16 protein-coding genes are annotated in these 15800 nt (G+C 74.4%); 7 read left to right on the top strand and 9 right to left on the bottom strand.

Annotated elements, in window-relative coordinates; translation table 11 throughout:
• Positions 1-16: 16 nt before the first annotated feature.
• Positions 17-835: a CDP-diacylglycerol--serine O-phosphatidyltransferase gene (gene pssA, locus ACIRPP_RS24880; RefSeq protein ID WP_403646855.1), complete on the top strand. Its 819-nt coding sequence runs from the start codon at positions 17-19 to the stop codon at positions 833-835.
• A gap of 682 nt (positions 836-1517) precedes the next feature.
• Here the strand turns inward: pssA and ACIRPP_RS24875 are convergent.
• Positions 1518-2687, bottom strand: a complete 1170-nt coding sequence (locus tag ACIRPP_RS24875) for a glycerate kinase (protein ID WP_403646748.1) — start codon at positions 2685-2687, stop codon at positions 1518-1520.
• Between the two features lie 169 nt (positions 2688-2856).
• Between ACIRPP_RS24875 and ACIRPP_RS24870 the strand changes: the two genes are divergently transcribed.
• Positions 2857-3954, top strand: a complete 1098-nt coding sequence (locus ACIRPP_RS24870) for an ADP-ribosylglycohydrolase family protein (protein WP_403646744.1) — start codon at positions 2857-2859, stop codon at positions 3952-3954.
• Between the two features lie 42 nt (positions 3955-3996).
• Here the strand turns inward: ACIRPP_RS24870 and ACIRPP_RS24865 are convergent, their stop codons facing one another.
• Positions 3997-4467, bottom strand: coding sequence for a hypothetical protein (locus ACIRPP_RS24865; RefSeq protein WP_403646741.1), 471 nt, complete (start codon positions 4465-4467; stop codon positions 3997-3999).
• A 441-nt stretch (positions 4468-4908) separates the two neighbouring features.
• Here ACIRPP_RS24865 and ACIRPP_RS24860 point away from each other — a divergent pair, with 441 nt between their 5' ends.
• Together ACIRPP_RS24860 and ACIRPP_RS24855 are read left to right on the top strand one after the other, a co-directional pair.
• On the top strand, positions 4909-5412 hold the full coding sequence (locus ACIRPP_RS24860) for an NUDIX domain-containing protein (RefSeq protein WP_403646739.1): 504 nt from the start codon (positions 4909-4911) through the stop codon (positions 5410-5412).
• A gap of 69 nt (positions 5413-5481) precedes the next feature.
• Entirely contained in the window at positions 5482-6225 is a 744-nt protein-coding gene (locus tag ACIRPP_RS24855; protein WP_403646736.1) for an SIR2 family NAD-dependent protein deacylase, read from the top strand.
• A gap of 24 nt (positions 6226-6249) precedes the next feature.
• Here the strand turns inward: ACIRPP_RS24855 and ACIRPP_RS24850 are convergent, their stop codons facing one another.
• A complete protein-coding gene (locus ACIRPP_RS24850) occupies positions 6250-6735 on the bottom strand; it encodes a methylated-DNA--[protein]-cysteine S-methyltransferase (RefSeq protein WP_164346775.1) in 486 nt (161 codons plus the stop codon).
• A 51-nt stretch (positions 6736-6786) separates the two neighbouring features.
• Positions 6787-8268, bottom strand: a complete 1482-nt coding sequence (locus ACIRPP_RS24845; RefSeq protein ID WP_403646733.1) for an AlkA N-terminal domain-containing protein — start codon at positions 8266-8268, stop codon at positions 6787-6789.
• Between the two features lie 281 nt (positions 8269-8549).
• On the opposite strand from ACIRPP_RS24845, the gene ACIRPP_RS24840 reads away from it, so the two are divergent.
• Together ACIRPP_RS24840 and ACIRPP_RS24835 are read left to right on the top strand one after the other, a co-directional pair.
• Positions 8550-8993 (top strand): hypothetical protein, encoded by a 444-nt coding sequence (locus tag ACIRPP_RS24840; protein ID WP_403646730.1) that lies wholly within the window; start codon positions 8550-8552, stop codon positions 8991-8993.
• A gap of 77 nt (positions 8994-9070) precedes the next feature.
• Positions 9071-9967, top strand: coding sequence for a hypothetical protein (locus ACIRPP_RS24835; protein WP_403646728.1), 897 nt, complete (start codon positions 9071-9073; stop codon positions 9965-9967).
• Between the two features lie 41 nt (positions 9968-10008).
• Here the strand turns inward: ACIRPP_RS24835 and ACIRPP_RS24830 are convergent, their stop codons facing one another.
• On the bottom strand, positions 10009-10509 hold the full coding sequence (locus ACIRPP_RS24830; RefSeq protein WP_403646725.1) for a hypothetical protein: 501 nt from the start codon (positions 10507-10509) through the stop codon (positions 10009-10011).
• A gap of 116 nt (positions 10510-10625) precedes the next feature.
• Here ACIRPP_RS24830 and ACIRPP_RS24825 point away from each other — a divergent pair, with 116 nt between their 5' ends.
• Positions 10626-11966 carry a BTAD domain-containing putative transcriptional regulator gene (locus ACIRPP_RS24825; RefSeq protein ID WP_403646722.1) on the top strand — a complete coding sequence of 447 codons (1341 nt, stop codon included), beginning with the start codon at positions 10626-10628 and terminating at the stop codon, positions 11964-11966.
• Between the two features lie 111 nt (positions 11967-12077).
• On the opposite strand, the gene ACIRPP_RS24820 is transcribed toward ACIRPP_RS24825, so the two are convergent.
• From ACIRPP_RS24820 to ACIRPP_RS24805, 4 genes are all read right to left on the bottom strand, one after another.
• Positions 12078-12503 (bottom strand): VOC family protein, encoded by a 426-nt coding sequence (locus ACIRPP_RS24820; protein ID WP_403646719.1) that lies wholly within the window; start codon positions 12501-12503, stop codon positions 12078-12080.
• A 75-nt stretch (positions 12504-12578) separates the two neighbouring features.
• Complete coding sequence (locus ACIRPP_RS24815; protein ID WP_403646717.1) at positions 12579-13091, bottom strand: O-acetyl-ADP-ribose deacetylase; 513 nt, start codon at positions 13089-13091, stop codon at positions 12579-12581.
• Complete coding sequence (locus ACIRPP_RS24810) at positions 13088-14497, bottom strand: phytoene desaturase family protein (protein ID WP_403646853.1); 1410 nt, start codon at positions 14495-14497, stop codon at positions 13088-13090. Before ACIRPP_RS24810 ends, ACIRPP_RS24815 begins: the two co-directional genes overlap by 4 nt.
• 452 nt (positions 14498-14949) lie before the next feature.
• Positions 14950-15795, bottom strand: coding sequence for an inositol monophosphatase family protein (locus ACIRPP_RS24805; protein ID WP_403646714.1), 846 nt, complete (start codon positions 15793-15795; stop codon positions 14950-14952).
• Between the last annotated feature and the right edge of the window lie 5 nt (positions 15796-15800).

Here is a 15800-nt window from a genome sequence, read left to right as displayed (position 1 = left end):
CACACAGGCCGGGTGGGTGCCCGAGGCCGACCAGGACGAGGACGAGGAGGAGATGCCGCTCTCGCTCCGCCTGTCGATAGCGGACACCCTCACCCTGGGCAACGCCACCTGTGGCTTCATGGCGGTGTACTTCACCACCACCGGCATCCTGATCCCGCACCTCACGGGCAGCCAGGAGACCGGCATGGCCCGCCACAGCGCGGCCACCGCCGTCATCCTGATGCTGTGCGCGGCGGTCTTCGACCTCTTCGACGGCCTGGTCGCGCGCAAGCTGCGTTCCTCGCCGATGGGCGCGGAGCTGGACAACCTCTCCGACCTGATCAGCTTCGGTCTGGCGCCGGCGTACTTCGTCCTCGTCTACGGCATGGTCGCCGACGACGCGCACCAGAGAGTGGCGGCGGTCGGGGCGATCGTGGTGCTGCTGGCGGTGGTGCTGCGGCTGGCCAGGTTCTCGTGTGTCACCGTCAAGGACGGCACCTTCCAGGGCATGCCCTCGCCGTTCGGTGCGCTGACCGTCGTCTCGATCGTGCTGCTCGAGCTGCCGTTCGTGGCGACGCTGCTGGCGATCCTGGGCACCGCCTGGCTGATGGTGAGCCGGGTCGAGTACCCGAAGCCGCGCGGGCGCCTCGCCGTGGCCATGCTGTCGTGGATCGTCCTGTCGATGGGCCTGCTCGCGGCGTGGGCGTTCGACGCGCCGAGCGGCCAGCTGCTGCTGCAGACGGGGTGCGCGCTGCAGCTGGTGATGGGCGCGGTCATCCCGCTGTTCGCCACGGCACGCCGGGTGAACAACTTCCGCGGCAACCGGCGAGAGGCGCGGGCGGCGCAGATGCCGTAGCGCCGCGCTCGGCCGGAGCGGTCGGCTTGGCTTGGCCGGTATGGCTGTGTGGGCCCCCGGACCCTTTGGGTTCGGGGGGCCTTTGCTGTGCGGCTGCGCCCGGCCGCGGGGGCGGTGCTTTGGTGGTGGTGGTGCTGTGGTGCTGCGGGCTCGGGGCGGGGGCCTTGCTCCCGGTCGGGGCGGGTGGAGGGTGGCGGGTGGAGGGTGGCCCGGAGGCCCGGCCCGTTCGGGGGCCGGGGGCCCAAGTACCGAGCCGGTTGGCCCCGGCCCCGGCCCTCTCGGGTTCGGGGCTCTTGGCTGTGCCGGAGCCCGCCAGGAAGTCTCCGGACGGCCTCGGCGAGCTCGGGCCGGGCCCCCTGCTGCCGACCGAGACGGGCGCCGGGTGGACAAGGGGCCCCACGGGACCCGGGGGGCCCGAGGGGCGGGTCGGATTGGCCCCGGCCACCCGGCCCCCGGCCACTCTCGGGTTGGCGGCCGTCTCTGACGCCTGAGCCCGCCAGGAAGTTTCCGGACGGTCTCGGCGAGCTCGGGCCGGGCCCCCTGCTGCCGACCGAGTCGGGTGGCGGGCGCCGGGTGGGCAAGGGCTCCTGGGACCGGAGGTCCGGGGGCCTGGGGGCCCAGCCCCCGCGGCGCGGGCACGGCCCGGAGCGGGTTGCTCCGGCCCCCGCCCCCCGGGGCCGGCTCAGGTCAGGAAATCGCGGGCGATGCGCGCCGCCGTGCGTTCCAGGATGGGGCCCGCCTCGGCGATGCACCGGGTGACGTCCGGTTCGAGGTCCGTCAGGGCGTACGCCCTGCGGATGCCGGCCCGCCCGAGCTCCTCGGGGGGCAGGGCCAGCCGGCCGCACACCGCCACGACCTCCTTGCCGGCCGCGCGGGCCGCCGCGGCGACGCCCGCCGGGGCCTTGCCGTGCAGGGTCTGCGGGTCCAGCGACCCCTCCCCCGTGATCACCAGGTCGGCCCGCTCCAGCGCGGACGCGAAGCCGAGGACGTCGAGCATGACCTCGATGCCGGGCCGGAACCGGGCGCCGAGGAGCAGCGCGCCGTAGCCGATGCCGCCCGCGGCGCCCGCGCCCGGGGAGGCGGCGTACGCGGCGGCCCGCGGGCCGACGGATTCCTCCACGATCTTCGCGAAGTGTGCGAGGGCCACGTCGAGGCGCTCCACGTCCTCGGCGGAGGCGCCCTTCTGCGGTCCGTAGACGGCGGGGGCGCCCTTCGGGCCGGTCAGCGGGTTGTCGACGTCGCTGGCGAGGACCAGCTCGACCTCGCCGAGCCGCGGGTCGAGCCCGGACAGGTCGGCCGAGTCCAGCTCGGCGAGCCCGCCGCCGCCCGGCGCCACTGCCTCACCGTCGGCCTTGACGAAGCGTGCGCCCAGCGCGGCCAGCATCCCCGCCCCGCCGTCGGTGGTGGCGCTGCCGCCCACCCCGAACACGATGCTGCGCGCGCCGGCCTCGAGCGCGGCCCGCAGCAGTTCGCCGGAGCCGTACGTCGACGCGGTGAGCGGTGCGAAGGTGTCCTGCGGGAGCCGCTGGAGTCCGCTGGCCTCCGCCATCTCCACGACGGCCGTGTCGCCGCGCAGCGCGAACGCCGCGGTCACCGGGTCTCCGAGCGGTCCCTGGATCCGTACCTCCCGCCGGTCGAACCCGGCCGCCACCGCCGCGGCCACGGTCCCGTCGCCGCCGTCGGCGACCGGGAGCGCCTCGACCTCCAGGCCCGGCACGATGCCGCGCAGCCCGGCCGTCACCCGGTCGGCGACCTCCACGGCCGTCAGCGAGCCCTTGAACTTGTCCGCGGCGACGAGCACCCGCTGCACCGGCCGGGCCGGTCGGGTTCCTCCTGCTGCAGTGTCCGCCACTAGCCATCCCCTCGCTCTCCGGGTCCCGCACACCGGTGCGGAACCAGTCGCGCCGGTGCGACCTTAACCGGCGGGTGTGTCACACGTCATGCGCTGCCCAGCCGGTGGAACGGCGGCGACCCGCGTGGTGACGGGGGCGGGCGGAGCGGGATTCGGGTAGACCGGACCCATGACCGCAGTGGGTACGGACGTGGGCACGGACTCGGGGCTGGCCGATCGCGTTCTCGGGGGCTGGCTGGGCCGCATCGCGGGCAACATGCTCGGCAAACCGGTCGAGCAGGGCGAGGTGTGGACGCGGGACCGCATCGACCGGTACCTGCGGTCGGCGGACGCGCTGCCGCTGACCGACTATCTGCCCGAGCCGCCCGGCGAGAGCGAGGCCGCCCTGCTGCGGCCGGAGTGGCGGGCCTGCGTACGCGGCCGGGTGCACGGCAGCTGCCGCGACGACGACATCGACTACTCGATCCTCGGCCTGCACCTGCTGGAGACCCACGGCTCCGCCTTCACCACGGAGCAGGTCGGCGACCTGTGGCTGCTGCGGCTGCCCTACCTCCAGACGTTCACGGCGGAGCGGGCGGCGTACCGGAACCTGGCGAACGGGCTGAAGCCCCCGCTGACCGCCACGTACGACAATCCGCACCAGGAGTGGATCGGCGCCCTCATCCGCGCCGACATCCACGGCTGGACCTCCCCCGGCGCCCCACGTCGCGCCGCCGCGCTGGCCCGCCGCGACGCGGTGCTCTCGCACACCGGCAACGGGGTGTACGGCGCGATGTGGGCGGCGGCGCTGATCGCGGCGGCGTTCACGGCGGAGACGGTGCGCGAGGCCGTGGAGGCGTCGCTGGGCGTGATCCCGGCGAGCAGCCGCCTGGCCCGCACGGTGCGCCGCGCGGCCTCCCTGCACGAGACGGGCCTGGCCTGGGAGGACACCCTCGCCACGCTGGAACGGGAGACGGCCGGCCTGGGCTGGATCCACACGGTGCCGAACGCCGCCGTCCTCACCACCGGCCTGCTGTACGGGGACGGCGACTTCACCCGCACCCTCGCCCTCACCGTCCGCGGCGGCCTCGACACCGACTCCAACGGCGCGACGGCCGGCTCGGTGGCCGGCGTCCTGTGCGGCGCGGCAGCCGTACCCGAACAGTGGCGCACACCCCTGGCCGACACGGTCCGCAGCGCGGTCTTCGGCTACGACGGCATCAGCATCACCGAACTGGCGGACCGCACGGTGCGGCTGGCCCGGGAGGCGCAGGAATCGGACTGGTGAGGGCCTCCCGGTGAGGGCCGCGGGCGGTCCCTGCGGACGACGTCAGGACGGGGCGCCGGAGGTGCGGGAACCCGAACCGCCCGGAGTCGGCGGGGCCCATGTGGGCGTGACCGCGGCGTCGGCCGGGTCGGGTTCGGCGAGGGTGAGCCCCCAGGTGTCGTCCTCGCCCACGCGCACCTCGATCTCCTTCGTGAGGCCGCTCCGGGCGAAGTAGAGGACCACGACCTGGCGCACGAGGCCGTCGTCGTAGAAGTCCGCCGTCACATCTCCCCGCGCGGCGCTGCCGAAGGCTTTGACCCAGTTGCGGGCCGTGGACGTGGCGTGCGTGTCGTCGTCGACGGCGAGCGCGGCCAGCCCTTCCACGTCACCGTCGGCGAGCCGCCACACGGCTTCCTGCACCGTCCGCAGGCTGCCCGTCGAGGGGTATCCGACGACCCGGAGGGGCCGGTGGTTGCTGTAGTCCGTCTGGTAGGTCAGTGATTCGTCCGAGGTGCAGCCGGTCAGAACGCCCACGACGACAACGGTCAGCGCGAGGGCCGCGATCCTCGCCCTCCGGACGACGGCCTCGGCTCTCGGGTGTGGTGCGAACATCGTGGCGTGCGGCCTTCGGTCGGTCGGGTGGAGAGCGGTGCGGCGGCGTAAAGCTACTGCGCGGCTGGTGAGCGCACATCACCGAAAGGTGACTCCTGCCCCGGAATGCGAAGGATGGGACGCCGTGGGCTTTCCCACGGGGAGGTGAGGGAACCTCAGGCCACCGTTCCGCATCCGCTCGGCGCTCCCTGGCCGGCCGACCGGCAGCGTCCTCCAGACGTGCCCGCTGGGGGCCCTCCGCCCCGTGCGCCCGCGTCTGCGCCTCCGGTGCGGATCATGGGACCCGCGCGTGCTGCCGTGCGCCGGGACCGGGGCTTCCGGTTGTGCGGAATGCGGGTCGGCCGGCTGGTTACCCTTCCCGGCATGACCACCACGCAGGACGTCCAGGACTTCGCCGCCTACATCGCCTCCCTTCCCCGCGTCCTCGCCGGAGCCGGTGCGCTCTTCCGGGACGGGGCGGGGCGGGTGCTGCTCGTGGAGCCGAACTACCGGGAGGGCTGGGCGCTGCCCGGCGGCACGATCGAGTCCGACGACGGGGAGACGCCCCGCGAGGGCGCGCGGCGGGAGACGGCCGAGGAGATCGGGCTGGACCGGGAGCTGGGGCGGCTGCTGGCGGTGGACTATGTGCGGGGTGCGGGGCGGCCGCCGCTGGTGGCGTACCTCTACGACGGCGGGGTGCTCGGTGAGCGGGAGCTGGGGGCGATCCGGCTGCAGGAGGAGGAGCTGCTGTCCTGGCGCCTGGTGCCCCGCGCGGAGCTGGCCTCCTACCTGCCGGGCGCGCTGGGCCGCCGGGTGCTGGCCGCGCTGGACGTCCTGGACGAGGGCGCGGGCACCGCGGAGCTGGAGGACGGCCACCGGGTGCAGTGAGCGGGAGGGGGGCCGGGCCTGCGGATATGCGGTGGCTCCAGCGGGGCCCCGCCACCTACCCTCGGGCCCATGAGCAAGCCCCTCGTCGCGCTCCTCACCGGTGCCGGGATCAGCACCGACTCCGGCATCCCGGACTACCGCGGGCCGAACGGTGTCTGGCGCCGCGACCCCGAGGCCGAGAAGCTGGTGACGTACGAGTACTACATGGGCGACCCGGACATCCGGCGCCGGTCCTGGCAGCTGCGCCGGAAGAACGGCGCGCTGACCGCCGAGCCGAACGCCGCGCACCGTGCCGTCGCCGAGCTGGAGCGGTCCGGGGCGGCGGCGGTGCGGGTGATCACGCAGAACGTGGACGGTCTGCACCAGCTCGCCGGGATGCCCGCCCGCAAGGTGCTGGAACTGCACGGCACCGTCCGCGAGGTGGTGTGCACCGACTGCTCCGCGCGGGGCTCGATGGCCGACGCGCTGGCGCGGGTCGAGGCCGGCGAGCCGGACCCGCCGTGCGAGGTGTGCGGCGGGATCCTGAAGTCCGCGACCGTGATGTTCGGCGAGCCGCTCGACCCGGTCGTGCTGTCCGAGGCCCTCGCGATCGCCAAGGCCTGCTCGGTGTTCCTCGCCGTCGGCACGAGCCTCCAGGTCCAGCCCGCCGCCGGTCTCGCCGGCGTCGCGGCCGACCACGGGGCCCGGCTGGTCATCGTCAACGCGGAACCCACCCCGTACGACGAGATCGCCGACGAGGTCGTCCGCGAGCCCATCGGCACGGCGCTGCCGGCGCTGCTGCACCGGATCGGCGCCGAGGGCGAGCCCGGCTGACACCGACGGCTCCGGCCCCGCCGGTCAGAACAGGCCCGCGCCCCGTTCGAAGTCCAGCAGGCGCTGCTTGCGCTCCAGGCCGCCGCCGTAGCCGGTGAGGCTGCCGGAGGCACCGATGACGCGGTGGCAGGGGATGACGATGCCGATGGGGTTGCGGCCGTTGGCGAGGCCGACGGCGCGGGACGCCTTGGGGCTGCCGAGGGCGTCGGCGAGCCGGCCGTAGGAACGGGTCTCGCCGTAGGGGATGCGCCGCAGCTCGTCCCAGACGCGGCGCTGGAACGGGGTGCCGTGCGGGCGCAGCGGGAGGGTGAACTCCTTCAGCTCGCCCGCGAAGTACGCCGACAGCTGTTCCCGCGCCTCGGCGAAGGGAGTGTCGTCACGGTCGCCGAAGGTCTCCTCGGCCGGGCGGTGGCGCTGCTCGGTCATGTAGAGGCCGCACAGGACGCCGTCGTCGTCGGCGACGAGGGTCAGCGGGCCGTAGGGGCTGTCGATCACGGTGTGCTGCTTCATGGGCTTCGATTCTCCAGTGCTCATGTCGGGCTCATACGGGCATATACGGGCTCATACCGGGAGGACGTTGATCGGGTGGCTGTCCGTCGCCCACAGGTACTGGACCGCGTAGGCCCGCCAGGGCCGCCAGGCCGCCGCGCAGGCGGTGAGGGCGGCCGGTGTGGAGGGCAGGCCCAGGTCGCGGGCGGCGCGGCGGATGCCGAGGTCGGTGGGCAGGAAGGCGTCGGGGTCGCCGAGGGCGCGCATGGCGATGACGTCGGCGGTCCACGGGCCGAAGCCGGGCAGGGCGAGGAGCCGGGCGCGGGTCTCGGACCAGTCGCTGTCCACGCCCAGGGGGAGGCTCCCGTCCGCGAGGGCGCGGACCAGGGTGGTCAGGGTGGTGCGGCGGGCGCGGGGCAGCGCCAGGGTGCCGGGGTCGAGCGCGGCCAGGGCGCCCGGGGTCGGGAAGAGGTGGGTGAGGCCGCCCTCGGGGTCGTGGACCGGTTCGCCGTGGGCGGTGACCAGGCGGGCGGCGTGGGTGCGGGCGGCGGCCGTGGAGACCTGCTGGCCGAGGACCGCGCGGATCGCGAACTCCGCCGCGTCGACCGTGCGCGGCACGCGCCGGCCGGGGGCCTTGTCGACGAGGGGCGCGAGGACGGGGTCCGTGCGCAGGTGGCCGTCGACGGCGACGGGGTCGGCGTCCAGGTCGAGCAGGCGGCGGCAGCGGCTGATGGCGACGGGCAGGTCGCGCAGGTCGCTGAGGGTGAGACGGCAGGCGATGTGGCCGGGGCGCGGGGCGAGGGCGACGATGCCGTGCCCGTACGGCAGGCGCAGGGTGCGGCGATAGGCGCCGTCCCTCCATTCCTCCACGCCCGGTACGGCGGTCGCCGCGAGGTGGCCGAAGAGGTTGTCGGGGTTGAGCGGGGTCCGGAACGGCAGCCGCAGGGACAGCGCGCCGGCGGAGTGGTGGTCGTCCTCGCGGGGCGCCCGGGCGCGCAGGCCGCTCGGGGAGAGCGCGAAGACCTCGCGCACCGTGTCGTTGAAGGTGCGCACGGACGAGAACCCGGCGGCGAAGGCGATCTCCGCCATCGGCAGCGCCGTGGTCTCGATGAGCAGGCGGGCGGTCTGGGCGCGCTGGGCGCGGGCGAGCGCCAGGGGGCCCGCGCCCAGCTCGGCGAGCAGCTGGCGTTCGACCTGCCGGGTGCTGTAGCCGAGCCGGGCGGCGAGCCCGGGCACGCCCTCGCGGTCCACCACGCCGTCGGTGATCAGCCGCATGGCGCGGGCGACCGCGTCGGCCCGGTGGTTCCACTCCGGGGAGCCGGGACTGGTGTCGGGCCGGCAGCGTTTGCAGGCGCGGAAGCCTGCCTGCTGGCAGGCCGCCGCGCTGGGGTGGAAGACCATGTTCTCGGCCTTCGGCGGCACCACCGGGCAGCTGGGCCGGCAGTAGATGCCGGTGGTCAGGACGGCGGTGTAGAACCAGCCGTCGAACCGCGCGTCCTTGGACCGCACGGCGCGCACGCAGCGCTCGGTGTCGGTGTGCATCCCCTTCTGCATGCCTCAAGGATCCGGCATCGGCCGCCCCGGTTCCGGCGGAAATCCGACATGGACCTCCCCGGTGCTGCGACTCGCCGGATCGCCCACCACCCTCCTTCCGGCGAGGTGTCCGGCCGGTCCGGGCACGCACATCCCAGGCAGTCCTGCCCATGTAGCTGTTTTTGTACTGATCAGGTGATCCACAGGGTTTCGTGCCGCTACCGTCGGCATCAACACGGCGGGGGCGTGGTGTGCACCCGTTGTCGGGGTCCGGTCGGGCGGCGACAGGGAACGGTGATCCGATGGCATTGACGGGGTCGGCTCGGGTGTGGGTGTGGGCGACGGCGGTGGTGACCGGGCTGACGGCGGCCGGTCTGATCCTGCTGGTCGTCCTGCGGGACCTCGACACGGCCGGGCAGGCTGCGAGCGTGGCGGGGGCGGTCGTCGGACTGATCGGGCTGCTGGTCTCGGTGGTGGCACTCCTCCGCGGCGGCGGTACCGCGGCCCCGGCCGGTGCGGCCACGGGCCGACGGGTGCGGGCCGACGACCACGGCATCGCCGTCGGCGGTGACGTCACGGGCTCCGCGCTGGGCCGGAACGCGAAGGTGACCGGTCCGTCCGCCGGCCCCGGCACCCCGCGCCCCGCCCCGCGTGACACCCGGGACGACGTGCGGGCACGACAGGACGGCATCGCGGTCGGCGGGGACGTCACCGACAGCGCGCTGGGCGAAGGCAGCGAGAGGTGACCCCGCACTCCTCACCGCAGGGCGGAAAGGCGTCCGGCAGACCCGGCGGGGCGGCATCGGAAGGGGGTCCGACCGAGGTGTCCGCGCGCACCGGCGGTACGGCCGCCGGGCGGGACATCAGCGGGTCCGCACTGGGCGACCACAGCCGGGTCACCAACATCACCGTGCAGCACCTCCGGCACCCGGGCAGGGCGGCCTTGGGGGCGGCCACCGCCGTCCTGGTCACCGTGGCCCTGGCTCTCGGGATCGCGGTGCAGCGGGGGTGGCTGCCGGGTGCGGAAGGAGGGTCCGGCACCGCGGCCGACGCCACGCCCCGGCCCTCGGCGACCGTCTCCGAGCCCCCGCGCATGAAGTTGGACAACTCGGGGGGCTGGGGCCCGGACCGCAAGACCTACACGATGAAGAAGCCGGCCATCCATCCGGTCTTCAACTCCATCACGGACCACACTCATCACGGCGACGCGCGCAACTTCCTCCAGTGCCGCGACAAGCGGGACGGCAACGAGGCCTACTGGGACCAGGTCATCGCGAACGACGGCCACACCTATGTGTGTTACCTGTTCTTCAGCAACGACATCGCGCCCGGCTTCGACACCAGGGTGGTCGACGGGAAGGAGTACCCGAATCCCGCCGGCGCTCTGCAGAACGCCAGGGCCAGGGTGCTCCTCCCCGCCGAGCCGTTGTACAACCCGGCGGTCAGAGGACACCTCAGCGCCGACAACTCGGGTTCCGTGTGGGACAGTTGCAACTTCGTCGCCCCGCGCGCCGTCCGGTTCACCTACGTGACCGGTTCGGCGGAGATGCACACGCGCGGAGTCGCCGACGGCGGAGTTCCGCTCAAGGAGACCCGGGACCCGAGGGACAGGCTGGTCGGCAGGTCGGGAGCTCTGCTGGGAGACGACCAGGACGGGTACCTGTACCAGCACAGCGGCTATCTGCTGTTCGAGATCAAGGTCAGCTACGCGGACGTGTGAGACGGCGGAGGCCGGTGCCGCACGCGCCCGACCTGGCCGGGTCAGTCGATGTGCGCGCAGAGGTCGTCGGTGGTGCCGTGGAGGAGGCGGATGTCCTTGTAGCCGGAGGCGCTGATGTCCATCGTGTACACCCCATCGACGACGTAGAGGCCACGCGGCAGGCTGCCCTCTGCCACGCCGACCAGCACCGGGCCCGCGACGGTCCAGAACTGGGAGCCGTCGCGCCGGAGTTCGACCAGGGCGGAGCCGCTCACGTCGGCGTCGTGGTGGGCGCCGGTCTCCGTGTTGGTGACGCGTACGACCAGGTCGCCCTTGTACGCGACCCGCCGGGGCGAACCGTCGGGGTGGGTGCTCAGCACGCGCTGCACCACCTCGTCGACGACCGGCTCGCCGTGGACGGGGAAGTCGCAGCGCGCGCCGGCGGCCACGTCCCAGGGGGCGGAGGGCGCCGGCTCCCAGCCCGGTCCCGTCCCGGCGCTCGCCGGGTTCGCGCCGAGGAGCACGGCGGTCAGCGCCAGCGGGGCGAGAGCGGCTCGTCGCATGAGGTTCCTCCAGGAATTCGAGGCTCGAACGGTGGTCCGTCGCAGTTTTCCCGTGGCCGCTGACCAAGATCTGACCACTCCGCCGGCGCTGTCCGCTGCTAGGCTCCCGGCCCACCATGGAGTTTCAGCTGCTCGGTCCGTTCGCCGCCCGCCATGACGGACGGCTGGTGCAGCTCGGCAACCGCCGGCAGGAACGGTGCCTGCTGGGCGTGCTGTTGCTGCATGCGGGACGTGCGGTCACGACCGAGCGCCTCATCGATCTGCTGTGGGAGGCGGGTCCGCCCGCGTCGGCACGGGCCACCGTCCACACCTACGTGCGGCGGCTGCGGGCGGCGCTGGAGCCGTTCAAGATCTCCGTCGGGACCCGCCATGACGGGTACGTCGTGGAGCCCGGGCCGTTCTCGGTCGACGCGCAGGAGTTCACCGCGCTCGCCGGGAAGGCGGCCGCGGCCACCGATCCGGCGGAGCGGCTCGGCCACTACGACGACGCCCTCGCGCTGTGGAAGGGCCCGCTGCTCGCCGACGTCGCCGACGACCGGCTGCGCGGCACCCTGGGGGTGCGGCTGACCGAGCTGCGGCTGTCCGCGGTGGAGCAACGCGCGCAGGCTCAGCTCGACATGGGGCTCAACGACCGGGTGCTCGCGGACCTGCTCCCCGTGGTCGTGGAGCACCCGACCCGCGAGGCCCTGGTCGTCGCCGCGATGACCGCCCTGTACCGCGGGGGCCGCCAGGCCGAGGCTCTCCAGCTGTACGACCGCACGCGCCGCCTGCTGGCGGCGGAACTCGGTGTCGAGCCCCAGCACGATCTGCGCACCCTGCACGAGCGCATCCTCCGGGCCGACCCCCGGCTGGACCGGCCCCCCGGGCCCGTCTACGCGGTGCGCGTCGACGACCAGTGGCTGCCCTGGAGCACGGGCGGGCACCCGGCCCTGGAGTTCTGCAACACCTACGCCGGCTGGAGCGGGGAGCGGCTGCCCGGCTCTGAGTGGCTGCGGGACTACGGCACGCTCGCCGTGTGGGCCGGGCACCTGGACCTGGTCGGGGCACGGCAGGTCGCCGGGCTGCGCGAGCAGGCGGTACGGCAGCCCGGGGAGGCCGCCGCCGTCCTCGACGAGGCCCGGCGCTTCCGCGCGGCGCTCCACGCCTGCTTGAGGGACCCGCAGGACGGCCGTGCCTTCACCGCGGTGGCCGGGGACGTGCAGGAGGCCGCTCGCTCCTCCGTCTTCGTCCGCGGCGAGGACGGGCTGGGGCGCTGGCAGCCGTCGCCGTCGTCCGGACTGCGCCTGCCGCTGCGCGCCGTCGCCCTCGCGGCGGGCGACCTGCTCGCCGACCCCCGCCGCTTCACCGTCCGCACCTGCCCGAGCCCGGACTGCGGCTGGCTGTTCCTCGACGAGAGCGGACGGCGGCGGTGGTGCAGCCTGGGGACGTGCGGGGCCCGCCGCAAGGCCGAGAGGTAGAGCCGAGAAGTAGGACCGAGAGGTGCTGAGGCCCCAGGACCTCCAGAACTTCTGGGCCTCCGGGGACCGCGGCCCTCCGTAACCGCCTGAACCTCCCGGCCCCCAGGACGCCTATGACGCGCCGGTGTCCCCGCCGTCGTCCAGCTCCGTGAAGAGGGTCAGCTGGAGGTCGCCCGGGGCCTCCAGGCGGGAGTTGAGGGAGTTCCAGGGGGTGCGGGTCGGTTCGGCGATCACTTCGGCGCCTGCGGCGGCCAGTCGCGCCGTGGTGGCGGTGGAGTCGTCCACCTGGAAGGCGACCCGCAGGTGCCCGGCGACCCGTCGGCCGACCTCGACCTCGTCGATGAAATCGGCCTGCCGGGGGTCGGCCAGCTCCAGGGTGGCCCGGCCCGCTTCGAGGATGGTGACCCGGCCGTCGGGCGAGTTGAACGCTTCGCGCTCGGTGAGGCCGAGGACGTCGCGGTAGAAGTGCAGGGCCGCGTCGTAGTCGGCCGCGGTGACCACCAACCGGAGTTCGCGGACGGCGGGTTCGTCGGACATGCGGGCTCCTCGGAGATCGTCGTTACCCGGCCTCAACCCGCCCGCCGGACGGTTCATTCCGGGAGAGCGGCGCGATCAGCCCAGCCGTGCGGCGAACGCCTCGTACGCGCGGTCGTCGAAGAGGGCGAAGGTGACCTCCTCGACCGTAGTCGACGTGGCCCGCACGGTGTCCACCGCGATGCGGGCGGCGTCGTCGAGCGGCCAGCCGTAGACACCGGTGGAGATGGCGGGGAACGCCACCGTGCGGGCGCCGAGTTCGTCGGCGACGCGGAGCGCCTCCCGGTGGCAGGACGCCAGCAGCTGCGAGCGGTCCTCGTCCGGGCTGTACACGGGGCCGACGGTGTGGATGACCCAACGGGCGTCCAGCCGGCCCGCGGTGGTGGCGACGGCGCGGCCGGTGGGCAGGCCCTTGCCGTACCGGGAGGCACGCAGGTCCCGGCACTCCGAGAGGATCTCCGGGCCGCCCCGGCGGTGGATCGCGCCGTCCACTCCCCCGCCGCCGAGCAGCGAGGAGTTGGCGGCGTTGACGATCGCGTCGACCCGCAGGCGGGTGATGTCGCCCTGGACGAGGGTGAGGGTGGCGCTCATGTCTGGCGGAGCCTTCTCCATACCGCCTTCGCCGCGTTGTGGCCCGACATGCCGTGCACGCCCGGGCCGGGCGGGGTGGCCGAGGAGCAGAGGTAGACGGCGGGGTGCCGGGTCGCGTACGGGAACAGCGAGGGCTTCGGGCGCAGCAGCAGCCGGAGGCCCGAGGCGGCGCCGGTGCCGATGTCGCCGCCGACGTAGTTGGCGTTGCGGGCGGCGAGTTCGGGTGGTCCGGCGGTGGCGCGGGCGAGAACGCGGTCGCGGAACCCGGGTGCGTAGCGCTCCAGTTGGCGTTCGATGGCGTCGGTGAGGTCGCCGGTCCAGCCGTGCGGCACGTGGCCGTACGCCCAGAAGACGTGCCGTCCCTCGGGGGCGCGGGTGGGGTCGGCGACGCCGGGCTGGACGGTGATGAGGAACGGCGTGTCGGGGGCCCGGTCCTCGCGAGCGGCGGCGCGCAGCGCGGCGCCGATCTCGGCGGTGTCGGCGCCGATCTGGACGGTGCCGGCGGTGCGGGCCTCGGGGGCGGTCCACGGCACGGGGCCGTCCAGCGCGTAGTCGATCTTGAAGACGCCGGGTCCGTAGCGGTAGCGCGCGTAGGCGGTGCCGAAGCCGGCGATGCGGGCCAGCGCGGTGGGCGAGGTGTCGAAGACGTAGGCGCGGGCCGGGGGCAGGTCGTCGAGGCGCTTGATCTCGTAGTCGGTGTGGATCAGGCCGCCGAGGTCCTTGAGGTACGCGGCGAGGGCGTCGGAGAGGGACTGGGAGCCGCCGCGGGCGACGGGCCAGCCGCGGGCGTGCGCGGCGAGGGCGAAGACGAGGCCGACGGCGCTGGTGGCGACGCCGTTGAGGGGGGCCATCACGTGGGCGACGAGACCGGCGAACAGGGTGCGGGCCCGCTCGTCGCGGAAGCGGCGCATCAGCCAGGTGGACGGGGGCAGGCCGGTGAGGCCGAAGCGGGCGAGGGTGACCGGGTCGCGGGGCAGGGCGGTCAGCGGCAGCGACATGAAGTCCCGGACGAGGGTGTCCCAGCGGGGCAGGAAGGGCGAGACCAGCCTGCGGTAGGTGCCGGCGTCGCGGGGACCGAAGGAGGCGGCGGTCTCGGCGACGGAGCGGGACAGCACGGCGGCCGTGCCGTCGGGGAAGGGGTGCGCCATGGGCAGGTCGGCGTGCAGCCACTGCAGGCCGTAGCGCTCCAGCGGGAGGGCCCGGAAGGCGGGCGAGTTGATGCCGAGGGGGTGTGCGGCGGAGCAGGGGTCGTGGCGGAAGCCGGGGAGGGTGAGTTCCTCGGTGCGCGCACCGCCGCCCACGGTCTCCTTCGCCTCGAACAGCGCGACGGAGAAGCCGCGCCGGGCCAGCTCCACGGCGGCGGTCAGGCCGTTCGGTCCCGCACCCACGACGACCGCATCGAGCATCGACGCCACCTTCGGACTCCTTCGTCAGCCGACGGCCAGGGGGATCAGCATAGGCGGCACCGACCCCGCCCCACCTGCCGTGGGCGACGGGCAGTTGGGGCGGAGACCGGGCGGGGTGGCCGAGTGGGCGGGCTGCCGGACTAGCGGGGCGGGCGACCGGGCTGCCGGACCGAGCGGCCAGGCTGCCGGGCCGAGCAGCCGGACTACCGAGCCGAGCGGTCAGACTGCCGGACCGAGCAGTCAGACTGCTGGACCGAGCAGCCGGACTACCGGGCCGAGCAGTCAGGCTGCCGGACTGCCAGGGCGAGGCGACCGGGCTGCCGGACCGACCGGTCCGGTCGGGCTACCGGACCGAGCAGCCGGACTACCGAGCCGAGCGGCCGGACTACCGGGCCCAGCGGCCAGGCTGCCAGGCTGCCCGGCCGGGCGGCCGGGCGCCCGGCCCCGGCGCGTCAGACCCCGGCCGACAGCAGTTCCACGACCCGGCGGGCGGTGGCCTCGTCGCGGGCCGTGGTGAAGGGCAGCACGTTGTCCCCGGTGATGCGGAAGGGGACTCCGGCACGGGTCAGGTGGGCGCCGCCCGCCTCCTCCACCAGGAGCAGGCCCGCCGCGTGGTCCCAGGCCGCCTCCCAGCAGAACGCGGTGGCGTCGCACTCGCCGCGGGCGATGGCCAGGTACTCCAGACCGGCCGAACCGCAGGAGCGGGGCGCGACGCCCTCGGTGTTCAGGCCGAGCAGGGCGCGCTTCTGCTCGTCGGTGGTGAAGTCCGGGTGGGAGGTGGCCACCCGCAGGTCGCGGGAGGGGTCCGGGGAGCCCGCGGTCAGCCGCTCGCCGTCCAGGAAGGCGCCCTTGCCGCGGACCGCGGTGGCCATCTGGTCGCGGGCGGGGGCGTACGTCCAGGAGGCGAGGACGACGCCGCGGTGGGCGAGGGCGACCAGGGTGCAGAACCCGGTGTCGCCGTGGACGAACTGCCGGGTGCCGTCGACGGGGTCGACGATCCACACCGGCGCGTCCTCGCGCAGCGCCCCGTAGATGCCGGGGTTGTCGTGCACCGCCTCCTCGCCGACCACGGCGGAGCCTGGCAGCAGGGCGCGCAGGGCGTCGGTCAGGTACAGCTCGGCCTGGCGGTCGGCGTCGGTGACCAGGTCGTGCGGGCCCGACTTGCGGTCCACCTCGTGTTCGGCGAGCCGGCGCCAGCGCGGCATGATTTCCTGCGCGGCGGCCTTCCGGACGGATTCCTCCACGTCGACGGCGTGCCGGGCGAGAAACTCCTCGATGGTTTCGTTGTCCTCGATCATTCCTC

This window comes from Streptomyces sp. NPDC101219 (assembly GCF_044767675.1).
Lineage (GTDB): Bacteria > Actinomycetota > Actinomycetes > Streptomycetales > Streptomycetaceae > Streptomyces.
This window is presented reverse-complemented; position numbering and strand designations above follow the sequence as displayed.

Excerpts from the sequence above, each read along its gene's own strand:
- ACIRPP_RS24870 (WP_403646744.1), top strand. The coding sequence starts at position 2,857 with ATGACCGCAGTGGGTACGGACGTGGGCACGGACTCGGGGCTGGCCGAT.
- ACIRPP_RS24860 (WP_403646739.1), top strand. The coding sequence starts at position 4,909 with ATGACCACCACGCAGGACGTCCAGGACTTCGCCGCCTACATCGCCTCC.
- ACIRPP_RS24855 (WP_403646736.1), top strand. The coding sequence starts at position 5,482 with ATGAGCAAGCCCCTCGTCGCGCTCCTCACCGGTGCCGGGATCAGCACC.
- ACIRPP_RS24850 (WP_164346775.1), bottom strand. The coding sequence starts at position 6,735 with ATGAAGCAGCACACCGTGATCGACAGCCCCTACGGCCCGCTGACCCTC.
- ACIRPP_RS24845 (WP_403646733.1), bottom strand. The coding sequence starts at position 8,268 with ATGCAGAAGGGGATGCACACCGACACCGAGCGCTGCGTGCGCGCCGTG.
- ACIRPP_RS24840 (WP_403646730.1), top strand. The coding sequence starts at position 8,550 with ATGGCATTGACGGGGTCGGCTCGGGTGTGGGTGTGGGCGACGGCGGTG.
- ACIRPP_RS24830 (WP_403646725.1), bottom strand. The coding sequence starts at position 10,509 with ATGCGACGAGCCGCTCTCGCCCCGCTGGCGCTGACCGCCGTGCTCCTC.
- ACIRPP_RS24825 (WP_403646722.1), top strand. The coding sequence starts at position 10,626 with ATGGAGTTTCAGCTGCTCGGTCCGTTCGCCGCCCGCCATGACGGACGG.
- ACIRPP_RS24820 (WP_403646719.1), bottom strand. The coding sequence starts at position 12,503 with ATGTCCGACGAACCCGCCGTCCGCGAACTCCGGTTGGTGGTCACCGCG.
- ACIRPP_RS24815 (WP_403646717.1), bottom strand. The coding sequence starts at position 13,091 with ATGAGCGCCACCCTCACCCTCGTCCAGGGCGACATCACCCGCCTGCGG.
- ACIRPP_RS24810 (WP_403646853.1), bottom strand. The coding sequence starts at position 14,497 with ATGCTCGATGCGGTCGTCGTGGGTGCGGGACCGAACGGCCTGACCGCC.
- ACIRPP_RS24805 (WP_403646714.1), bottom strand. The coding sequence starts at position 15,795 with ATGATCGAGGACAACGAAACCATCGAGGAGTTTCTCGCCCGGCACGCC.